Annotated in this window: 14 protein-coding genes; 2 read left to right on the forward strand and 12 right to left on the reverse strand. The window is 46.7% G+C overall.

Translation table 11 applies throughout. The features are described from left to right. Positions 1-150: 150 nt before the first annotated feature. The 4 genes from H6F66_RS14905 to H6F66_RS14920 form a co-directional block, all read right to left on the reverse strand. Positions 151-2,745 carry a peptidase domain-containing ABC transporter gene (locus tag H6F66_RS14905; RefSeq protein ID WP_190422583.1) on the reverse strand — a complete coding sequence of 865 codons (2,595 nt, stop codon included), beginning with the start codon at positions 2,743-2,745 and terminating at the stop codon, positions 151-153. Beyond that, positions 2,694-3,446, reverse strand: coding sequence for a peptidylprolyl isomerase (locus H6F66_RS14910; protein ID WP_190422584.1), 753 nt, complete (start codon positions 3,444-3,446; stop codon positions 2,694-2,696). Before H6F66_RS14910 ends, H6F66_RS14905 begins: the two co-directional genes overlap by 52 nt. Positions 3,447-3,715: 269 nt before the next feature. Further along, a complete protein-coding gene (locus tag H6F66_RS14915; RefSeq protein WP_190422586.1) occupies positions 3,716-5,638 on the reverse strand; it encodes a pre-peptidase C-terminal domain-containing protein in 1,923 nt (640 codons plus the stop codon). Positions 5,639-5,818: 180 nt separating this feature from the next. Then, positions 5,819-6,592 (reverse strand): TIGR00297 family protein, encoded by a 774-nt coding sequence (locus H6F66_RS14920; RefSeq protein ID WP_190422588.1) that lies wholly within the window; start codon positions 6,590-6,592, stop codon positions 5,819-5,821. 49 nt (positions 6,593-6,641) lie between these two features. Here H6F66_RS14920 and H6F66_RS14925 point away from each other — a divergent pair, with 49 nt between their 5' ends. Continuing rightward, the gene (locus H6F66_RS14925) at positions 6,642-7,073 is read left to right on the forward strand and encodes a VOC family protein (protein ID WP_190422590.1); all 432 of its coding nucleotides are present in this window, start codon (positions 6,642-6,644) and stop codon (positions 7,071-7,073) included. Here the strand turns inward: H6F66_RS14925 and H6F66_RS14930 are convergent. Beyond that, on the reverse strand, positions 7,003-7,701 hold the full coding sequence (locus tag H6F66_RS14930; RefSeq protein ID WP_242023771.1) for a triacylglycerol lipase: 699 nt from the start codon (positions 7,699-7,701) through the stop codon (positions 7,003-7,005). The two genes, H6F66_RS14925 and H6F66_RS14930, sit on opposite strands and share 71 nt — an antisense overlap. Before the next feature lie 418 nt (positions 7,702-8,119). On the opposite strand from H6F66_RS14930, the gene H6F66_RS14935 reads away from it, so the two are divergent. Then, a complete protein-coding gene (locus H6F66_RS14935) occupies positions 8,120-8,671 on the forward strand; it encodes a hypothetical protein (protein ID WP_190422592.1) in 552 nt (183 codons plus the stop codon). Positions 8,672-8,793: 122 nt separating this feature from the next. Here the strand turns inward: H6F66_RS14935 and H6F66_RS14940 are convergent, their stop codons facing one another. The 7 genes from H6F66_RS14940 to H6F66_RS14970 form a co-directional block, all read right to left on the reverse strand. Beyond that, positions 8,794-9,870, reverse strand: coding sequence for a tetratricopeptide repeat protein (locus H6F66_RS14940; protein ID WP_190422593.1), 1,077 nt, complete (start codon positions 9,868-9,870; stop codon positions 8,794-8,796). An 85-nt stretch (positions 9,871-9,955) separates the two neighbouring features. Next, on the reverse strand, positions 9,956-10,711 hold the full coding sequence (locus tag H6F66_RS14945) for a 16S rRNA (uracil(1498)-N(3))-methyltransferase (RefSeq protein WP_190422732.1): 756 nt from the start codon (positions 10,709-10,711) through the stop codon (positions 9,956-9,958). Positions 10,712-10,773: 62 nt separating this feature from the next. Next, entirely contained in the window at positions 10,774-11,172 is a 399-nt protein-coding gene (locus H6F66_RS14950; protein ID WP_190422595.1) for a BON domain-containing protein, read from the reverse strand. A gap of 401 nt (positions 11,173-11,573) precedes the next feature. After that, on the reverse strand, positions 11,574-13,556 hold the full coding sequence (sir, locus tag H6F66_RS14955) for a sulfite reductase, ferredoxin dependent (protein ID WP_190422597.1): 1,983 nt from the start codon (positions 13,554-13,556) through the stop codon (positions 11,574-11,576). A gap of 5 nt (positions 13,557-13,561) precedes the next feature. Beyond that, positions 13,562-13,756, reverse strand: a complete 195-nt coding sequence (locus tag H6F66_RS14960; protein ID WP_190422600.1) for a hypothetical protein — start codon at positions 13,754-13,756, stop codon at positions 13,562-13,564. A 228-nt stretch (positions 13,757-13,984) separates the two neighbouring features. Beyond that, complete coding sequence (locus H6F66_RS14965; protein WP_190422602.1) at positions 13,985-14,515, reverse strand: outer membrane beta-barrel protein; 531 nt, start codon at positions 14,513-14,515, stop codon at positions 13,985-13,987. A gap of 606 nt (positions 14,516-15,121) precedes the next feature. After that, on the reverse strand, positions 15,122-17,002 hold the full coding sequence (locus H6F66_RS14970; RefSeq protein WP_190422610.1) for a diguanylate cyclase: 1,881 nt from the start codon (positions 17,000-17,002) through the stop codon (positions 15,122-15,124). Between the last annotated feature and the right edge of the window lie 77 nt (positions 17,003-17,079).

Here is a 17,079-nt window from a genome sequence, read left to right on the forward strand (position 1 = left end):
CTAAAGCACTTTACTTGCCTGATATGGTGAAACTTATATTTAAGAATCCATAGCGCCCTAATCTAATTTTTATTAGGTTAATATAGCGCTGATAGAGTGAGTTAAAATTTTAGGAGTGTCGGATTTATTTCCTCAACCCAGCCTACTAGCTTAAACAGTTGATTGTTGGCGCTGATAGAGTGAGTAATACAATCCTTTCTTTTGCATCAGTTCCGAGTGGTTTCCTTGTTCCATTAAAACGCCTTTTTCCAGTACCAATATTAAATCTGCTCGCTTGAGTGGTTCAAAGCGGTGAGCAATCATAAATACTGTGCGATTTTGCGAAACCTTCTGGATGTTTTGTAGAACTTGTTGCTCAGTTTCACTATCAAGGGCGCTAGTGGCTTCGTCGAGAATTAAAATCGGGGCTTGCGAATGGAAAAGACGAGCTAAAGAAATTCTTTGCCGCTGTCCTCCAGACAAGGCTGTACCGCGCTCTCCGACAGGGTTTTCGTAACCTTGAGGTAGTTCGCTAATGAAGTCGTGGGCGGCTGCTAATCGAGCGGCTTCTACAACTTGTTCGGCGGTGATATCTGGATTGCCCAAAGTGATGTTTTCTAAGATGGAACCGTTGAAGAGAAAATCTTCTTGGAGAACTACACTAATTTGTTGCCGCAGAGATGATAAATCAGCACTTTTAATATCAAATCCATCGATAAGAATGCGCCCTGATTCAACGCTGTAAAGTCGCTGCAAAAGTTTAGAAAGGGTACTTTTTCCTGAGCCACTTCTACCGACAATTCCAACAAACATTCCTGGCTGAACTTTGAAGGAAATTCCGCGTAAAATTGGTTCTTGATTAGCATGGTAGCGGAAGAAAACTTGGTCAAAGGTGACTTGACCTTTTAGGGTCGGTAAAACTAAACCGGAACCTGGTTCGGCTTCGGGGGCGACGTTGAGAATATCTCCAATTCTGTCTACAGATAGCAGAACTTGTTGCAGGTTTTGCCAGAGTTGTACTAAACGTAAAAGTGGTCCGGTCATCCTACCGGAAAGCATTTGAAAGGCGACTAGCTGACCGATTGTGAGCTTCTGACTGATGACTAGGGTAGCTCCAAACCAGAGGATTAGTAGGTTGGAAAAGTTGGTGAGAAAGTCGCCGATATTGTTGCTAATATTGGAGGTGGTGGAAGCTTTAAATCCGGTGCGGATGAAACGGGCAAATAATCCTTCCCAGCGATCGCGTGTTGTTCTCTCCGCCGCATGAGCCTTCACAGCGTGAATCCCCGTCACCGTCTCGACGAGAAAGGATTGACTGTCCGCACTGCGGTTAAAGGTTTCGTTCAGCCAGTTTCGCAAAATCGGCGTGGCAACTATTGACAAAATGGCAAATAGGGGAATCACCGCCAGCGCCACAAAGGTGAGTTTGACGTTGTAGTAAAACATCAATGTCAAATACACCACGGCAAAGATGCTGTCTAAAATCACAGTCATCGCCGTACCAGTGAGAAACTGGCGGATATTTTCCAGTTCCTGTACCCGCGCCACCGTGTCTCCCACCCGGCGCGACTCAAAATAAGCCAAAGGTAGCCGCATCAGGTGACGGAACAACTGCGCTGATAAGCTGAGGTCTAGACGGCGTGCGGTGTGGGTGAAGATGAATAGACGCAAAATGCCTAAAACTGCTTCAAATATAGCAACAGACAACAGAGCGATCGCCATTACATCCAAAGTCGGCAAACTCTCCTGCACCATCACCTTATCAATCACTACTTGCGTAATTAATGGTGTAGCTAAACCCAATAACTGCAACGTGAAAGAGGCAAACAGCACCTCAGACAATAATCCCCGATAGCGCCAAACCGCAGGTAAAAACCAACTAAGGTTAAATTTATCCTGCTTTTGGATCGGTTCAACTTGCCAAAGTTGCCCATCCCAAGCAGTTTCCACCGCAGACAGAGGAATGCTCTCGCAAATTTGACTGGGATTGAGGGGATTAGCGATAATTAAGCGATCGCCTCTCACCTCGTACACCACAACCCAGCTTTCCTGTTCCCAGTGCAGCAACGCTGGCAAAGTTAGCTTTCGCAACTCTTCAAAAGAAACTATCACCCGTCGTAGCACCAGCCCCATTTTTTCTCCAGCTTCCACTAGATTTCGAGGGCGTTGTCCCCGCAACTGGCGCTGCACCCACTCCAGGGGGGCAGGGTTTTCCAGCTGCTGCGCCACCATTGTTAAACAAGCAGCTGCTGTATTGAGACTGGAAACAAAGGGATAATTTTGTATCGGGGCGCGTCGCTCATTTTCTACTGTGGCATCCAACACAGGCAAGATGTCTGCGCTACCTTCCTGCTGCCAGAAACTATCAATTTCTGGCGATGAAAACTCACTCCACAGCGAAGCATCCCAACGCACTACTATCACTTCTTTGCTGGCTGCTACCGCCTTGAAAAGCCCGGAAAGCTTCTGCAAGTCACCGAACCAATCCCCTGCTTCCAGAGTTGCCAAAGGCTTAGCAGCGCCTTCTTCCCGCAAACGCACCTTCCCAGACACAATAAAAAACTGGTCGCCGGGACTCTCCGTAGACCAAATTTTTTCCCCCAGAGTGTAGCGACGTGTCTCGGATTGAGTTTTAAATTGCGCTTGCTCTTCAGGAGAAAGCAAGCTTAGAGGTGGCGCATCCCAAGGCAAGTTCTGAGATTGATCGACAATTATCAACTTACTTGCAGCTTGACCGTTAGTTTTTGAATTTTCGCTGCTAGCCATTGCTCAAAAAGTTCATTTTGTAGTGCTTCCTTTAGCTGACCATCTTCTAACGAGGCTGGCAGAAACTGTTCAACTCGAAACAAAGCCCAAGTTTGTTCCAGTTCTAACGGCCCGACTAACTCGCCAGGACTGGCTGTATCAACAGCTGCTCTGAGTATATCCGGTAGCGTTCCTCGACTGACTGGCCCCATCATGCCATTCACAATGCGGTCGTCGGTGAGAGAATACTCTTTGGCTAGTTGCTCAAAGCTGGTTCCTTCCTCAATTTGGCTATGTAACTCCTCCGCCAATTCTTGTTTATCCACAACAAGGCGAGAGAGTACCACCCGATCTAAAAAAATTTTACGTTCGATAAAATATTCTTGTAGTTTTGGCTCTGCAATCGTCGCTTTAAGCTTTGCTAGCTTAAAGCCGGAACTAACTTGATTGTGAAAACTTGCATAGTCTGTACCGTTTTGAGTTAGCCATTCTTGGAAACTCTTGGGGTCAGTTAAACCGCGCTGCAAGCGAAAATCAATCACTGCTTGCTCAATTGCTGCGGAACTCGGTTGCACTTGGAGTGTTTGCAATTCTTGCTCTATTACGTGCTGGCGGAGGATTTCGCCGATGAAAGTATTGAGTTTTCCAGAGGATTGTAAATATTTTAGAGCTTGCCCAAGGGTTACGGGCTGGTCATCAACGATCAAAAAGGCTGCTTCCATGAAGTAACGAAGGTAAGTAGATGTCCAGAACTTATACAATGTCTGGTTAAATTATTCCGTACTTGCTGGGATTCCCAACCAAGTCTAGTGTAGTTGCCCCGATCGCGATCGCGCTTTTGTGTCATCAACGTTTACAAAAGCTGCCGATGCTATGAATCCCATAATGAAATAGGTTTTCCACATCTATTATCTTCTAATCAAAGAACCACAGTCCACAGAAACCCGGCTTCAAGGAAGAAACCGAGTTTCTAGAACCACAGAGTTATTTTTTAGGCGGTAGCGATCGCGATAGATCGTATGTCAACATTAGCGCGTGCAGAAGTGGTATTGTCACCCAAGAACAGGAAGTTAGGTGTCTCATAAGGATCGTAAGGCAAGGGGCCAGCGATCGTTCTGGTATGATCGAAGGCTGTGTAGTCGCGGAGTGCGCCTGTCAAGATTTGGGAACCATTGACGAGAAGCTGGTAATTGTTCCCTTGGACTCTGAGATCGTACTTGGTCATGCTGGTTGTTGACCTCAAAACTCCCTCACTGTGAGTGAAAAGTGTTCGATTAGCACTACCTACAGGTACATTAGCTCCACCATCCTGCGCCCAAATTTCATTATTCCAGAAGCCAAGCTCGATGCCCTTCTGTCCGTCGCTGCTGATGGTAGTGATGCTGAAACCTGCCCGGTCTTGTTTTCCGTCGTTGTTATCATCGCTGGTGTGAGCTTCGCTGTTAATCTTCACCTGGAAACTGATGGTATAGCCACTATTTCGGTCAAGGGTGGGGAATAATGGATTGACCAAAGTAGCAGGTGAGACTTCTCTGTAGTTGCTATAGCCAGCCGGAACCAGGTTATTTGAAGTGCTATTTAAGTTGACCCCACCGCCAGCGAGGGCTGTTTGAGTGCCAGCAGGAACAAAGGGAGGTAAGCCTTGAGTTCCAAAAGCTAGATAGCCTTGGGTATCCGGCGTACTCGTTCCATTGTAGAGGGTGTAGGTATCGGGAACGGAATTTACTGTCAGCGCCAGTGTTTTACTATCGCTCAAAGCAGCACCACCTGTATTACCCTGGTCATTAACACTGATGTTAATGCTGTCAGCACCGAAGTAGTTAGTGTTGCCTCGGTAGGTAAGATTGCTAAAAGCTGTGTTAATGGCTGCTAGCGTCCCAGTGAAGGTCATGGTAGAGCTGCCGTTTCCTCCTGCTGGGCCAAAGGTAAGTCCATTTGTGGAGCCAAAGGTTAGTCTACCTTGGCTGGCTGATAAAGTGACTCGCACGGGGTTACTGCCAGCATCGCGATCGCCGATACTGATCCCTGTAATTGTTAAATCGGTGTCTTCATCTACAGTTTTGGCACCAGGTACAGTTATTACAGGCGCATCGTTCACTGGGATTATAGTGATGCCTCTACTTACCGTCGCACTCGTACCACCGTCACCATCAGTCATCGTAAAGCTGACAGTACGGTTAAGGTTGGATTGATCGTCGTAGCTATTCTGATAAGTGATGTTTTGCACTAAGGCTTGGGCAGCAGTAGCAGTGGCATTACTATTAAAATTGACGGAAAAAGAAGTAAGTCCACCGCTATAAGTACCAATAACAGTTCCTCCGTAGGTGATCGTACTACCCGATACTCCAATCTGACCAATAGCTGTACCTTGGTTGCGAATCCCTAAGATATCAGAAGCGTTAGAGACTGGGCTTAAACTTACGTTTAGGGTGCCAGTGTCGAAGTTGGGGGAGGTGGTATCAGTAACCGTTGCCCCCGCCCCAATTAACGCTCCTGGTCCGTTCTCAGTATAAGATACGGTTCCAGTTGGCAGTCCAATGACGGGTGCGGTATTGATGGGAGTGGCAGGATTGGCAGACATTCTCAGGTTGTAGTAACTATCGCCACTTTGCCGATAAACTTTGACGAAGTAGGTGCCTGCATCTAGAGTGGCACCGATGTATTCTCGATAACTACCTCTTCGAGTTGAACTAGCGATCGCCTGATTCGGATTGCTGCTGTTGAACAGTTGAACATTGGCATCAGCGCTCAGTCTACCAAGGGTAAGGAACAAGCTGCTGCGACCACTGAGAGTGAATTTGTAGTAGTCCAAGGGATCGGCGGCACCCACAAAGTCCCTGTAGGGAGTGACACTGGTAGTGAGGTTGATATTTCTGGCTTGATTAAATGAGTTTCCGGCATAATCTGCTGGCATGACCATCCCCTCCTGAAAGTAATAAGACTGGTGATTACTCTATTTATTTCTTTCTTGTGGAGGATGACAAGCTTATTAGTCAGCTTTAACTAATCTTCATACGTCGCTTTATACAGCCTTTACAATTGCAGACATTTATCTAAGTAATTTCTACAATCAGGAAACAAAGCGATCGCACCCTCAACCCATTCCAGCAGACACAGCTAAGGCTAATAATATAGCCGCGATCGCGCCGATCAATGTATTGATTACATTCACTAATTCGTTGGTAAGCCATTCTAGGCGACTTTGCAATGTGGCACCAATTACACTTTCTAAATTGGTAGCAATAAACGCCGCCAACACACACAAAAGCACACCCAACAGGTCAATTGTACCAACGCCCCAGCCAACGAACGCGATCGCTGCCGATGCCACTATCCCAGCTAAAGTCCCCTCTAAAGATACCGCCCCTTCAGTTCCCCGCGCCACGGGTTGTAAAGTGGTGATCAGAAATGTGCGTTTACCGTAAGCTTTCCCGACTTCACTGGCGCAAGTGTCCGAGAGTTTGGTGCTGAAACTCGCCACGTAACCCAACAGTAGTAGGGGTATCCATTGGGGTTGTCCTAAATAATTAGCCACCAGCACTCCCAAGGCGCAGAGTGTCGCCGTAAAAGCCGAACCCCAGACATTTTCTGGCCCTCGTGCGCCAGAACGTTTCTCTGCAATTCCCTCGGCTTCCTTTTGCGCCATACCGATGCGCGTGACCCCAGAACCAACGAGAAAATAAAACATTACCACTAAATATCCCGGAAAGCCGAGGGTTCCCCAGATGATAACGCCCAGGGCCCAACTGTGGAGTAATCCCGCCGGAGTAAGAAGCTTTTTCGGGGCGAAATAGGCGACAATCGCCAAAATTGTATTCAATGCGATCGCCACTAGCCACGGATTGACAGAATTAATCGTAGAGAGCATTAGCATAAATCTGAAAACATTAAACTAATTCAAAATTAAGCCAACAGCTATGAACCCAACAATATTTCATCTTGCCTTTCCGATCAGCAATGTTGCTCAAGCCAAAGCCTACTACGCTGATGGACTCGGTTGCAAAGTTGGACGGGAAACGCGCGATGCTGTAATTCTAAATTTATCCGGTCATCAACTCGTTGCTCACGTCACCAAAGAACCTCTTACCCCGCAACGAGGTATTTATCCTAGACACTTTGGGCTGATTTTTACCGCCGAGTCTGACTGGGAAGCAATGCTGGAACGGGCGCAACAACGACAGCTACAATTTTATCAAGAGCCTAAGCATCGCTTTCCCGGTCAACTGACAGAGCATCGCACCTTTTTCTTAGAAGATCCGTTTTATAATCTGATGGAGTTTAAATATTACGCTCATGCTGAGGCGATTTTTGGCGTTCGGGAGTACGCTGAAGTTGGCGATTCTCCTTAGGAGACGCTTCGCGATCGCTCTTAAGTGGTTCTGAGAGTGCTTTAGCCACAGCTTTAATTGCCCTGATGTCTGTAATCATCCACGGATGGAATAATATCGGCAGCTGCACGTCCTTACCTACAGGCATTTGCGAACTTTTCGGAGGCAAAATTATTAAATCGTAAGGTGTCCAGATAGAAGTGAAATTCAGCTGCTCCAGCATCTCGACATCCCGATTCAAATCATATAATAAACCGCTATCAGGTCTCATCTGACAGCAGCCTTCGCCATTGTGAAAGTATCCTGCCCAGGTTCCATTATTGGGTGCTGATATAGTAATAAAGCGCTGCACCCGCTTGATTCCCCCCAGTCGCTGCACGTAGTAGCGGCTGACAATGCCTCCCATGCTGAAGCCTACTAAATCTAGTGGTTGTTCTGGTGCAAAGGTTTTGGCAATGTAATCGGCAACCTGCACAGCCAGAGAGTCAAGACCCGCTTCACCAGTGTTGGGAAGGAGACTAATATCGTATACAGTCCAGCCTCGCTGTGTCAGGTAGGGAGCCATTTTATGAAATACGGCGGCTGTGTCGTTGATGCCGTGAACCAGTAATACGGGGTTAGGCTTGTCGCTGGAGTTCATTTTGCTCATAGTTGACTCATTTAATTTCAGCTTAGACTGATGCGATCGCTTCTTTCGACGAGCCTGGGACACCCTACCCACTGGCTGACTCTTTTACCAAAATCTGAGATAAATGTAAAGTATTGCAACCAGGCAGCAATCTGCCATTGGTAAGCATCTGGCTAACTGTACTTAATGAAACAAAGAATGTAAAGTTTTATAAAGAAGTATCGATGAATCTTGCGCTTGTCCGCCGTAAAAATTCATAATTCGATCTGGATAACAATTTTAGGGATGCCGCGTAGAGCAAATGTAAAGCAACGCCCTTTTAGAAGGAGCAGTTCTGTGTGGTATTTGTAATAACACTCTTGAATTAAAGTTAGAATTGCTTGTTGCAATTTTTTTGAATACTGAGTCAACGTCATCTAAGCGCCAGGAGTAATCATAAATGTTCGGTTTTATCAAAAAATTGTTCGGTGGAATTGCCGCTTTCTTCGGAGGGCTTTTTAGTTCTGAAAAGTCTGAGGACAAGAAGGCTATAGCTCCTAAAGCTGGCAAAAAGTCTGGATACTACATGGAGCTTGACGAGTCAAAAGACTCTAACGAACAGAAGAAGGCTGAACCAGTCAAGGCTCAACAATCTCAAGACAAGAAGCAAGAACCCGCAAAGACTCAACAATCCCAAGAGAAGAAGCCAGAACCCGCAAAGGTAGCAGCGTCTACGGCTAAAAAGGATTCACCAAAGCCTGAGAAGAAGTCTGAAGAAAAAACTGAAGCAGCAGCGATCGCTCAAAGACCTAAAGTTGAGCTAGTTCAGACTGCTGAAGGAGTTGAGGCAGTACCTGCTACTAGTAACGGTAAGATTCCATCCTCGAATGACACCACTTTTGCTCCCAAATATTTGAACCCAGTTACCAGTTCTCAGAGCCGTCGCCGTCCAGGCCCCAGCATGAGCAACTTCATGGACATGGCACGTCAAGTGAAAACGCCAAAGTCATAAAAAGGCTTTCATTCGATTCCCCCTAAAAAAGGGACAGCAAAAGGCAAAAGATTATTTCTTTTGCCTTTTTTTATTATTGTTTTTTGCCTTTTATACCACCGGTTCACTTAACGCTTTTTGCATTATTTTGCACTTCTGAGGAAAACCAGCCCACTGTACAACTGGAAGGCAGGGTCCCAGAGGGTTTCTTCGCGGCGAAACAAGTGAATGTGGGACTTGAGGCGTTTTAGCATTTCGGCGTAATCTAGGGCTGATTGGGCAAAAAGGTTGAAATCAGACCAAACTGGTGTCTGTTGCAGCTGCTGGTTTAAGAAAGTGAGTAAATTATTCCAGTTAGTGCGGTTGGTGGGTTGATTGGACTGCTGTGAGTTAAAGGGAATACCCTTCGGAAACTGGTAGCTGCTGTCCGAGAGGCGGAGTATGCTGCGTCTGGCGGGGAGATGCAAGTCGCAAAATTGCGCGTAATCTTGGGTTTTGGTTTTCCATTGCAGCTTGTGGTGGGCATCTTGGTCTACAACTTCTTCAAAAATGGGTAACTGTCCCTCTACGCGATCGCGCACTTCTGACCAGCTAAAGTTGAGAGAACCAATCTGAGAACGATCGTTTTCACAAACCACGCTAACTTGCGGAGTAACAGAGACAAAATGGCTGACTTTGAAAACGTTAATTTTCTCAATGTCTGCCAGATTTGCCCAAAAACAAGGAATGTCAGCTTGCTGCAATTGCTGGCTGTAGTATCGCATTTCTCCTACCAAGCCAGTACGGTACAGCCGCCAGCCGCGACTGGGCAATTGTAGGCGTGCGCTGTAGGGGTCTAGCTGCATAATCCGAGCTAAACTTTGGGCAGCTGATTGTTTTGCCTCCTGACTCAGGGCTTCCAGAACTAAGACACCAGCTTCGGTATCTTCTTTTGAAGCGGTGGCTTGGGCGATCGCTTGTTGCCGTTTTCTTTGGGCGATCGCTTCTAGACGTTGCAATCCTTGCCGTGCTTGGGACATAATTTTCGGATTCGTTGCATCCCTTAGCAGTTGCCGATAAACAGTTTCTGCCGCTTCCAGCTTGCCTGTTTCTTCGTGCAGTCGTCCTACATAAAGCTGCACTGTAGGATTTTGCGGCATTTGTTTCACCAGGTTTTTCAGTAACCAAGCAACTGTTTTATAGTCTTTGCGCTCAAAGGCTTCGGCAACTTGTTCCAGCATGGAAAGAATTAAAAATTATAAAGTTAAAAATTTAAAATTCGGGCAGTTGATAGATAATTTCCATCCTACTTTACCCAACAATTTTTTAATCTTCAAAAGCAGCAGCTACCAGAGATAAGGCGACAAGTGGGGCGGTGACGGCTCTGAGGATGCGACGACCAAGAGAAACAGGTTGGAAACCGGAAGCGATCGCCTTCTCGGTTTCAGCAGCCGTCCAGCCGCCTTCTGGGCCTATTGCGATGGCAATGGATGGGTGTTGGGGATTGGGGATTCGGGATTCGGGATTGGGGGAATCGCCACTCCCGGCAAAATCTTTATTTTGCAAACAATCTCGTAAATGGGGAGAGTCGCCACGCGCAACGCAGATATAATTTTTGTCTTTTGCTAATGACAAAGCTGTGGCAAAGGGAACAGGATCTAAAATTGTTGGTACGATTTGACGTTCTGATTGCTCAGCTGCTTCTATAGCAATTCGTCGCCAACGTTCGAGTTTCCCGGTGCTGGGGTTTAGGAGAGTGCGATCGCTTACTAATGGCACAATTGCTACTACTCCAACTTCGGTACTGTAGCGCACCACTTCATCAAAACCGTTGCCTTTTGGCAAAGCTGCCATCAGCGTAATTGCTACTGGCAACTCGGTGTTTGGCTGGAGAATTGGTTCTAGAATCTGCGCTTGGTTGCCCTCTAGTTTAGCCAGCCACCAGTGTCCGAGTCCATCCATAGCAATAAAGCGATCGCCCTCCCGCAACCGCAACACCCGACTCAAGTAATGCTGTTGTTCAGCCGTCAGGATAATTTGCTGGTTCTGAAATTGGGAGGGTGCGATCGCTAGTCTTTGCATCGCCAATTTGTTTTCCCACTACTACCAAACTTTTAATTTTAGCTGGGAAAACTTTAGCTGACTTAATATGTCACCTGGCTAGTATCTACTGCTTTAGTACCATCTACTTTGGCAGCTACCTGTTCGATATGACTCAAGATGGATCGATTAGGTACAGACCCTTTAAGAAGGATAGTTCCCCCATCTTGGGCGATATCGAGGGTTTCAATATTCTTGATGTTCGGATCTTTATCAAAAGCAGCTGCAACCCGCTTTACTAAACCGTTGGAATCGTATTCGCCCTCAAGTCCCATATTTTCTGGAGGTGGGGGAGGCGAGTGTACCCCAGCTTTCTCGCGCAACTCCAAGTCATACTCGCCAGTGAGTCCGGGACTCATTTCCTCTTCAATAGCTTCAGCATCGTGCTTGCTCTCTACTTGGCTATTATATACTTGTCCAATTTGCTTTTCTAACCAAGTCATAATTCTTCTCTCCTAACGGAGTTTCTGTATCTTCCATTACACATCTCCCTATTTCTAATTGCATCCCCCATCGGAAATTAGCCATCCGGTATAGGAATTAATCCCAAATAGGGTTGCTTTTAAAGTTAAAAATACCAAAACAAGCGATTTGTTGGGTTAGCTAAACAATACTTCTGGCTTTTGTTCCGTAAAGCTTAGCCGCACACATCCAACCTAAAACTACAACTGAGAGTGACACCAGAAGATTAAAGGCACGCCTAACGACACCTTTGAAACCAATTACCACGAATCATCCTAAGAAACGAAAAAAGCCTGCACGGCAGGCTATAAATTCGTTACTAGGGAATTGGGAATTGGGAAAAAGTCTTACCTAGTCCCCAGTCCCCAGTCATCAGCCCCGACTACTCCGGCGACGCTTGGTTAGCCTGCAAATAGGCTTCAATAGCATCACTCGCTAACTGAGTCACTGGCTTACCCTGACGAGCTGCCTCTGCTTTCAAGCGAGTATATACCTCATCGCGAACATTGATCCGACGGCGGATTTTAGCGGCGACTTGAATTTCAGATTCTTCTGGCAGTACCACCTCATTAATTAAGCCAGCGTCTGACTGGGGTGATACAGCTTCAGATTCATAATCGACGGTAAACTGGCGAATAGCATCAAAACCGACACGATCGCAAAAATCTCCGAAACTCTCCTCCGTTTGTCGCGACTGCTTGAAGAAGACAAAAATTGGCTCTAACTCAGCTTCCAGCTCGTTGATGTGCAGCCGATCCATGTATGCTCTTGAAAGCCGCGTTTGGTCAGGCGAAGCCCCCAGCCAAAGCTGATAAGACTCAGGCGCACTGCCAACCAAGCCTAACTCTGCTAAGTAAGGACGCGCACAACCATTCGGACAACCTGTCATCCGCACGATAATCTTTTCGTTTGCCAATCCTACTTTTTCTAGTAGCGATCGCAACCGATCTAAAATACCAGGCATCGCCCTTTCCGACTCGGTGATTGCCAAGCCGCAAGTAGGCATTGCTGGACAAGCCATCGAATACCGCACTAACGGATCGATCTTATCTGCATCTAGCTCAACTCCGCAGTTTTGGAGAATCTGGCTAATTGCCTGCTTCTGTTCTGGTTCAATTTCGTAAATAATCAGGTTATGGTTCGGCGTCAGGCGCAAGGGTAAGGCAAATTTCTCCTGAATTTCCCGAAGTGCTGTCAAGAGTTTAAAGTCGCCTTCGTCTTTAATCCGACCATTTTCGATGGAAATTCCCAGGAAAAGCTTACCATCGCCTTGTTCGTTCCATCCCAAGTAATCTTGGTATTTAAACGGCGGTAATTCCTTAAAAGGTGCCAGTTTTTTACCAAAGAAACCTTCGACAGTTTCCCGGAATTTCTCGACTCCCCAATCCTCAATCAGATATTTCATCCGTGCATGACGACGGTTGACGCGATCGCCATAATCTCTTTGAGTGGAGACAATTGCCTTAATCAGGTCGTAGATATCATCTTTTTCTACATACCCAATTGGGTCTGCCATCCGGGGAAACGTTTCTTCTTTGTTGTGAGTGCGTCCCAAACCACCGCCAGCAAAGACGTTAAACCCTTCTAATTCTCCAGAAGCGCTGGTTATTACCACCAAGCTAACATCCTGGGAATACAAGTCTACCGAATTATCTCCCGGTACTGTCACGGCACACTTAAACTTCCGCGGCATATAATGCTCGCCATAAATCGGTTCTTCTTTCCCGTGTATTATGGTGCCGTTGCCGTTGCGTTGACGCGCCGCTTTTACCTCTGGGTTTTCTTCAGCACTGATAGCTTTTTCGCCATCCAGCCAAATCTCGTAATAAGCACCAGTCTGGGGTGTCAGCAGCTCGGCTATATTATTGGCATACTCCCAGGCATACTCGTATTCTGGGCGATTTTTAAAAGGTGCTGGTGGTGCCATCACGTTGCGGTTGACGTCGCCGCAGGCTCCCAATGTCGATCCCATACTGTTTATTATGGATGCGATCGCGCTTTTGAGATTTTTCTTCAAAATCCCATGCAGCTGAAAGCCTTGGCGAGTCGTAGCGCGTAGCGTCCCACTGCCATATTCAGATGCCAGTCGGTCTAAGGTCAGATACAGTTCTGGTGGTGTGAAGCCCCCCGGATTGCGGGTTCGCAGCATGAACTGGTAATCTTTCTCCTGACCCTTAACCCGGTTATCCCGGTTGTCCTGCTGGTATGAGCCGTGAAACTTGAGAATTTGAGTAGCATTTTCTGTGAAGCAGTTGGTGTCTTCCAGCAGCTCACTTGCCACTGGTTCACGCAAATAGTTACTGCGTTCTTTTAGTCCTTCTACTTTAGAAAGCTTTTGGACGGGGGAAATCGGAGATTTTACCATCGGAACTATGCGGCTGAGAGGTTGAATATCACCAGTAAATCGGTCGGAATTTCGGTGTATATCTTTATGGTACTATCACCACTCTCAGTCTCTTGCGATCGCCACCAAAAACCTTGAATTTTAATAATAGTTACAGAAAGCTGGGGAGGAGGGGATTGAAGTTTGAGAAAAATTTCTCGTTCCCAGTCCCCGGCTGGCAATGGCAAAAGCCTCCTGTAAAGCGTTCCCAGGTGGCTAGAACAGGAACACACCAGTAACGCAAATGAACCGCGTTGGCGGAGCCTGCGCGTTAGCGCTTAGACACAAAGGAATAAGAGTTTGAGAGGGTTTTTGAGTAAGTCCTCTGGAAGAGAAAACAGAAAAAAAGACAGGCAAGATGCCTGTCCTACTTTCAGAAGATTTTAGATTTTAGATGCTTGCCTGTTGATCTAGAAACCGTAGCCTACGCCCACATTGACGCTGACAGAAGATGCAGGACTATTTTGGTAAGGTTTGATTCCCAGTTTGGCATCACTGAAGACGACAATATCTTTGGCAACTTCCGCTTCTACACCTGCTGTCACAACGGGAGCGCTTTTGTTACCAAAGGTGGATGGCTTGCCTTCCGCTTCATGAATGCCGTAGCCAAGACCGACGTAGAGGTTGGCGTTGTTGGTAATAGCCTGGTCGTAGGTAATTGTCGGGATAATGGTGCTGGTTTCATTTGTGAACTGCACGGAACCTCTAACAGAAACTGGCGTCCTTGGAACCGCGTAGCGACCTTGAATAACACCGCCGATAGCAGCAGCATCTCCGTCTTGTCCACCATTAAAGGGGTTAGCAGAAGCGCCTACACCTACATAGTTTGCATCTGTTCCTGTAGGTTTAGCAGAGGCGGCAAAACTAGAGCCTAAAATTGGAGCGATCGCTAGTGCTGATAATACAGAAATTTTGGCAACTGATTTGAGAGCGCGTTTCATAATTAATTCCATCAATTCGGCTGGTTTACATTTGCCTTGTTATTCTCAATGTCGTTGTAAAAAGCAAAAGGTTCCAGAAATTTGACGAGAAATTATTATTGCCTAAAGTAAGTTATTTTTTTAAGCCGTAGACTGCTATAACGACCTACTGGTAAGTCTTGCATCTCTTATTTACGGTTGATTCATTACATCTTTATGTCTAAAGTTAGATATATCTTTGCCAGAAAGCTAGGCAGCCATAGCATTCGCTTAAATTAGCCGCCTATGACGGTGGACTGTTAGAAAACTGTCACAGACCGTCCGGAAGTACAAACTATCAAATAATGAAATATCCATTTCAACAAATGAATATTCCAGAGCAATAAATATGGTAAACTAGGTTATATTATAGATAGAATTTTTTAAAAAGGTTGCAGCCTGTTTATGTGAAAATGAAAGGCGGCAATTGAATCATTATCGTAGGTGGGAGAGCCACCTTTGTGTTTTGAGCGCTCTTAAGGCGTAGCGTTTGAGGCTACGACCAACGCAATATAAGCGTTTGTTGGGTAACGCTATCAACCTACAATTATTATGTGAAAAGCAGCATAGAAGACAGGCAGAGAAATGCTAAGGCGCATATACACTTGCGTCGCGTCCGGAAGCTTTTGCTTGATAAAGAGCCTCATCAGCTGCCTTTAGCAGCGTTTCCGGTAAGGTATCGCGATCGGGAACCGTACAAGCGACACCCAAACTGAGGGTGACATACTCGCTGACGAGGGAACTGGCATGAACAATCTTTAATGCTTGGACGGCGGCGCGAATTGTCTGTGCAACTTTAAAAGCACCGCTTCCGGTAGTATTTGGCAAGATAGCCGCAAATTCTTCGCCACCGTAGCGAGCAACTAAATCCGCAGGTCGCTTGAGAGCAGTGGCAATCGCGTTAGCGACTGCAATTAAACAGGCATCCCCGGCTTGATGACCGTAGGTATCATTGTAAGCTTTGAAACAGTCAATATCGCACATGATCAGAGACAGAGGAATGCGATCGCGTTTAAGCCGCCGCCACTCTTGGTCTAAGTATTCATCAAACCGGCGACGGTTTGCCACCTGAGTCAGACCGTCTAAAGTAGCAAGGCGCTGTAACTGAAGATTAGCGGCTTGCAATTGTTGATAGAGTTCCGCTTGTTGAATTGCCATTCCCACTTGCGCCGAAAGCGATTTAAGCAAATCGATTTCCCAAGGTTGCCAATGTCGGGAATCGCGACACTGATGAGCAACCAGCAACCCCCACAATGTGGGGTGTGAAGATTCAGAATAACTAGAATCTCCCAAGGTTTGAACCCTTTCTTGTAGGATGGGAACGACTAAGTTAGCTCTAACCTGAAATCGCTCCAATAAATTGATGTGACACTGGCTGAGTCCGGATGTATAGATATCTGTCACCGCTTGGATGCGACCGTGCTGATAAAGACGGACGTAGTTTTCACTAAAGCAAGAATCTGCAATGCAGGTTCCCAGAATGGGAGCCCATTTGGGGTCTTGTGACTCCACAGTGATAACACCAGTCCAGTCTGGCTGAAAACGGTGGACTAGAACGCGATCGCACTCTAGAAATTGCCGCACTTCTGCTACTGTAGTGTTGAGAATCTCTCCCAGATCGAGAGACTGACGAATGCGCTCTAGCATTGAGCCGATCAGTCGTTCCCGGAAACATTGCAGCCGCAGCGCCTCCTCAGTGGCTTTACGATCGGTGATGTCGGTGATAGTGCCAATGAAGCCGACAATATTATCCCCTAGCCCTTTTTCTGGTACCGCCTGACCAAAAACCCAGCTTACTACTCCGTCAGAACGCCGAAACCGATACTCGTAGGCAAAGGTGCAGTTTCCTACTATTGCTTGGTGCCATTCAACGAGCATACGTGAGCGATCGTCAGGGTGTATCGCTTTTATCCAGCCTTGTCCTAGTGCCTCAGCCAGCGTCAGTCCCGTGAGTTCGCGCCAGCGCTCATTGACATACAAGCAGTTCCCTTCAGCATCTGTGTGGAATATTCCTACTGGCGACATTTTAGCTAGGGTGTAATACCGATACTCACTTTCTTGGAGAGCTTGTTCTGTCCGCTTACGCTCAGTAATATCAGTAGTTGACCCCGCCATCCGATAGGGTTTGCCAGTTTCGTCTCGAAATGCCATCCCACGACAGAGAAACCACCGAACACTACCATTTTTGTGCAGCATCCGGTGTTCAATTTTAAATTGAGGTGTTAACCCTTCTATATGGATATTCGCTGAAGTCATCACCCATTCCCGGTCATCAGGATATATCAGCCGCAGCCAAGCAGCCTGGTGATTGGGAATTTCCCGATCCGTATAACCGAGCATCGCCTTCCAGCTGGGGTTGAAATATATTTCACAAGTCTGGAGATTCCAGTTCCAGAGTCCCACCTGACCAGCTGTGACTGCTAAGGCATAGCGTTCCTCTGCTTTGTGGGCGGAAGTGATATCCTTCATCTGACACCTCTGTGAAGATTCCCATTCACCCTAAAAAGTAAGTTTTTTTGCCATGATAAGCGCAGTCTAAAGTAGAT

This window comes from Trichocoleus sp. FACHB-6 (assembly GCF_014695815.1).
Classification (GTDB): domain Bacteria; phylum Cyanobacteriota; class Cyanobacteriia; order Cyanobacteriales; family FACHB-T130; genus Funiculus; species Funiculus sociatus.

What these genes read in the sequence shown, in the direction of transcription:
- H6F66_RS14905 (WP_190422583.1), bottom strand. Translation starts at nt 2,745, where the DNA reads ATGGCTAGCAGCGAAAATTCAAAAACTAACGGTCAAGCTGCAAGTAAG.
- H6F66_RS14910 (WP_190422584.1), bottom strand. Translation starts at nt 3,446, where the DNA reads ATGGAAGCAGCCTTTTTGATCGTTGATGACCAGCCCGTAACCCTTGGG.
- H6F66_RS14915 (WP_190422586.1), bottom strand. Translation starts at nt 5,638, where the DNA reads ATGCCAGCAGATTATGCCGGAAACTCATTTAATCAAGCCAGAAATATC.
- H6F66_RS14920 (WP_190422588.1), bottom strand. Translation starts at nt 6,592, where the DNA reads ATGCTCTCTACGATTAATTCTGTCAATCCGTGGCTAGTGGCGATCGCA.
- H6F66_RS14925 (WP_190422590.1), top strand. Translation starts at nt 6,642, where the DNA reads ATGAACCCAACAATATTTCATCTTGCCTTTCCGATCAGCAATGTTGCT.
- H6F66_RS14930 (WP_242023771.1), bottom strand. Translation starts at nt 7,701, where the DNA reads ATGAGCAAAATGAACTCCAGCGACAAGCCTAACCCCGTATTACTGGTT.
- H6F66_RS14935 (WP_190422592.1), top strand. Translation starts at nt 8,120, where the DNA reads ATGTTCGGTTTTATCAAAAAATTGTTCGGTGGAATTGCCGCTTTCTTC.
- H6F66_RS14940 (WP_190422593.1), bottom strand. Translation starts at nt 9,870, where the DNA reads ATGCTGGAACAAGTTGCCGAAGCCTTTGAGCGCAAAGACTATAAAACA.
- H6F66_RS14945 (WP_190422732.1), bottom strand. Translation starts at nt 10,711, where the DNA reads ATGCAAAGACTAGCGATCGCACCCTCCCAATTTCAGAACCAGCAAATT.
- H6F66_RS14950 (WP_190422595.1), bottom strand. Translation starts at nt 11,172, where the DNA reads ATGACTTGGTTAGAAAAGCAAATTGGACAAGTATATAATAGCCAAGTA.
- sir (WP_190422597.1), bottom strand. Translation starts at nt 13,556, where the DNA reads ATGGTAAAATCTCCGATTTCCCCCGTCCAAAAGCTTTCTAAAGTAGAA.
- H6F66_RS14965 (WP_190422602.1), bottom strand. Translation starts at nt 14,515, where the DNA reads ATGAAACGCGCTCTCAAATCAGTTGCCAAAATTTCTGTATTATCAGCA.
- H6F66_RS14970 (WP_190422610.1), bottom strand. Translation starts at nt 17,002, where the DNA reads ATGAAGGATATCACTTCCGCCCACAAAGCAGAGGAACGCTATGCCTTA.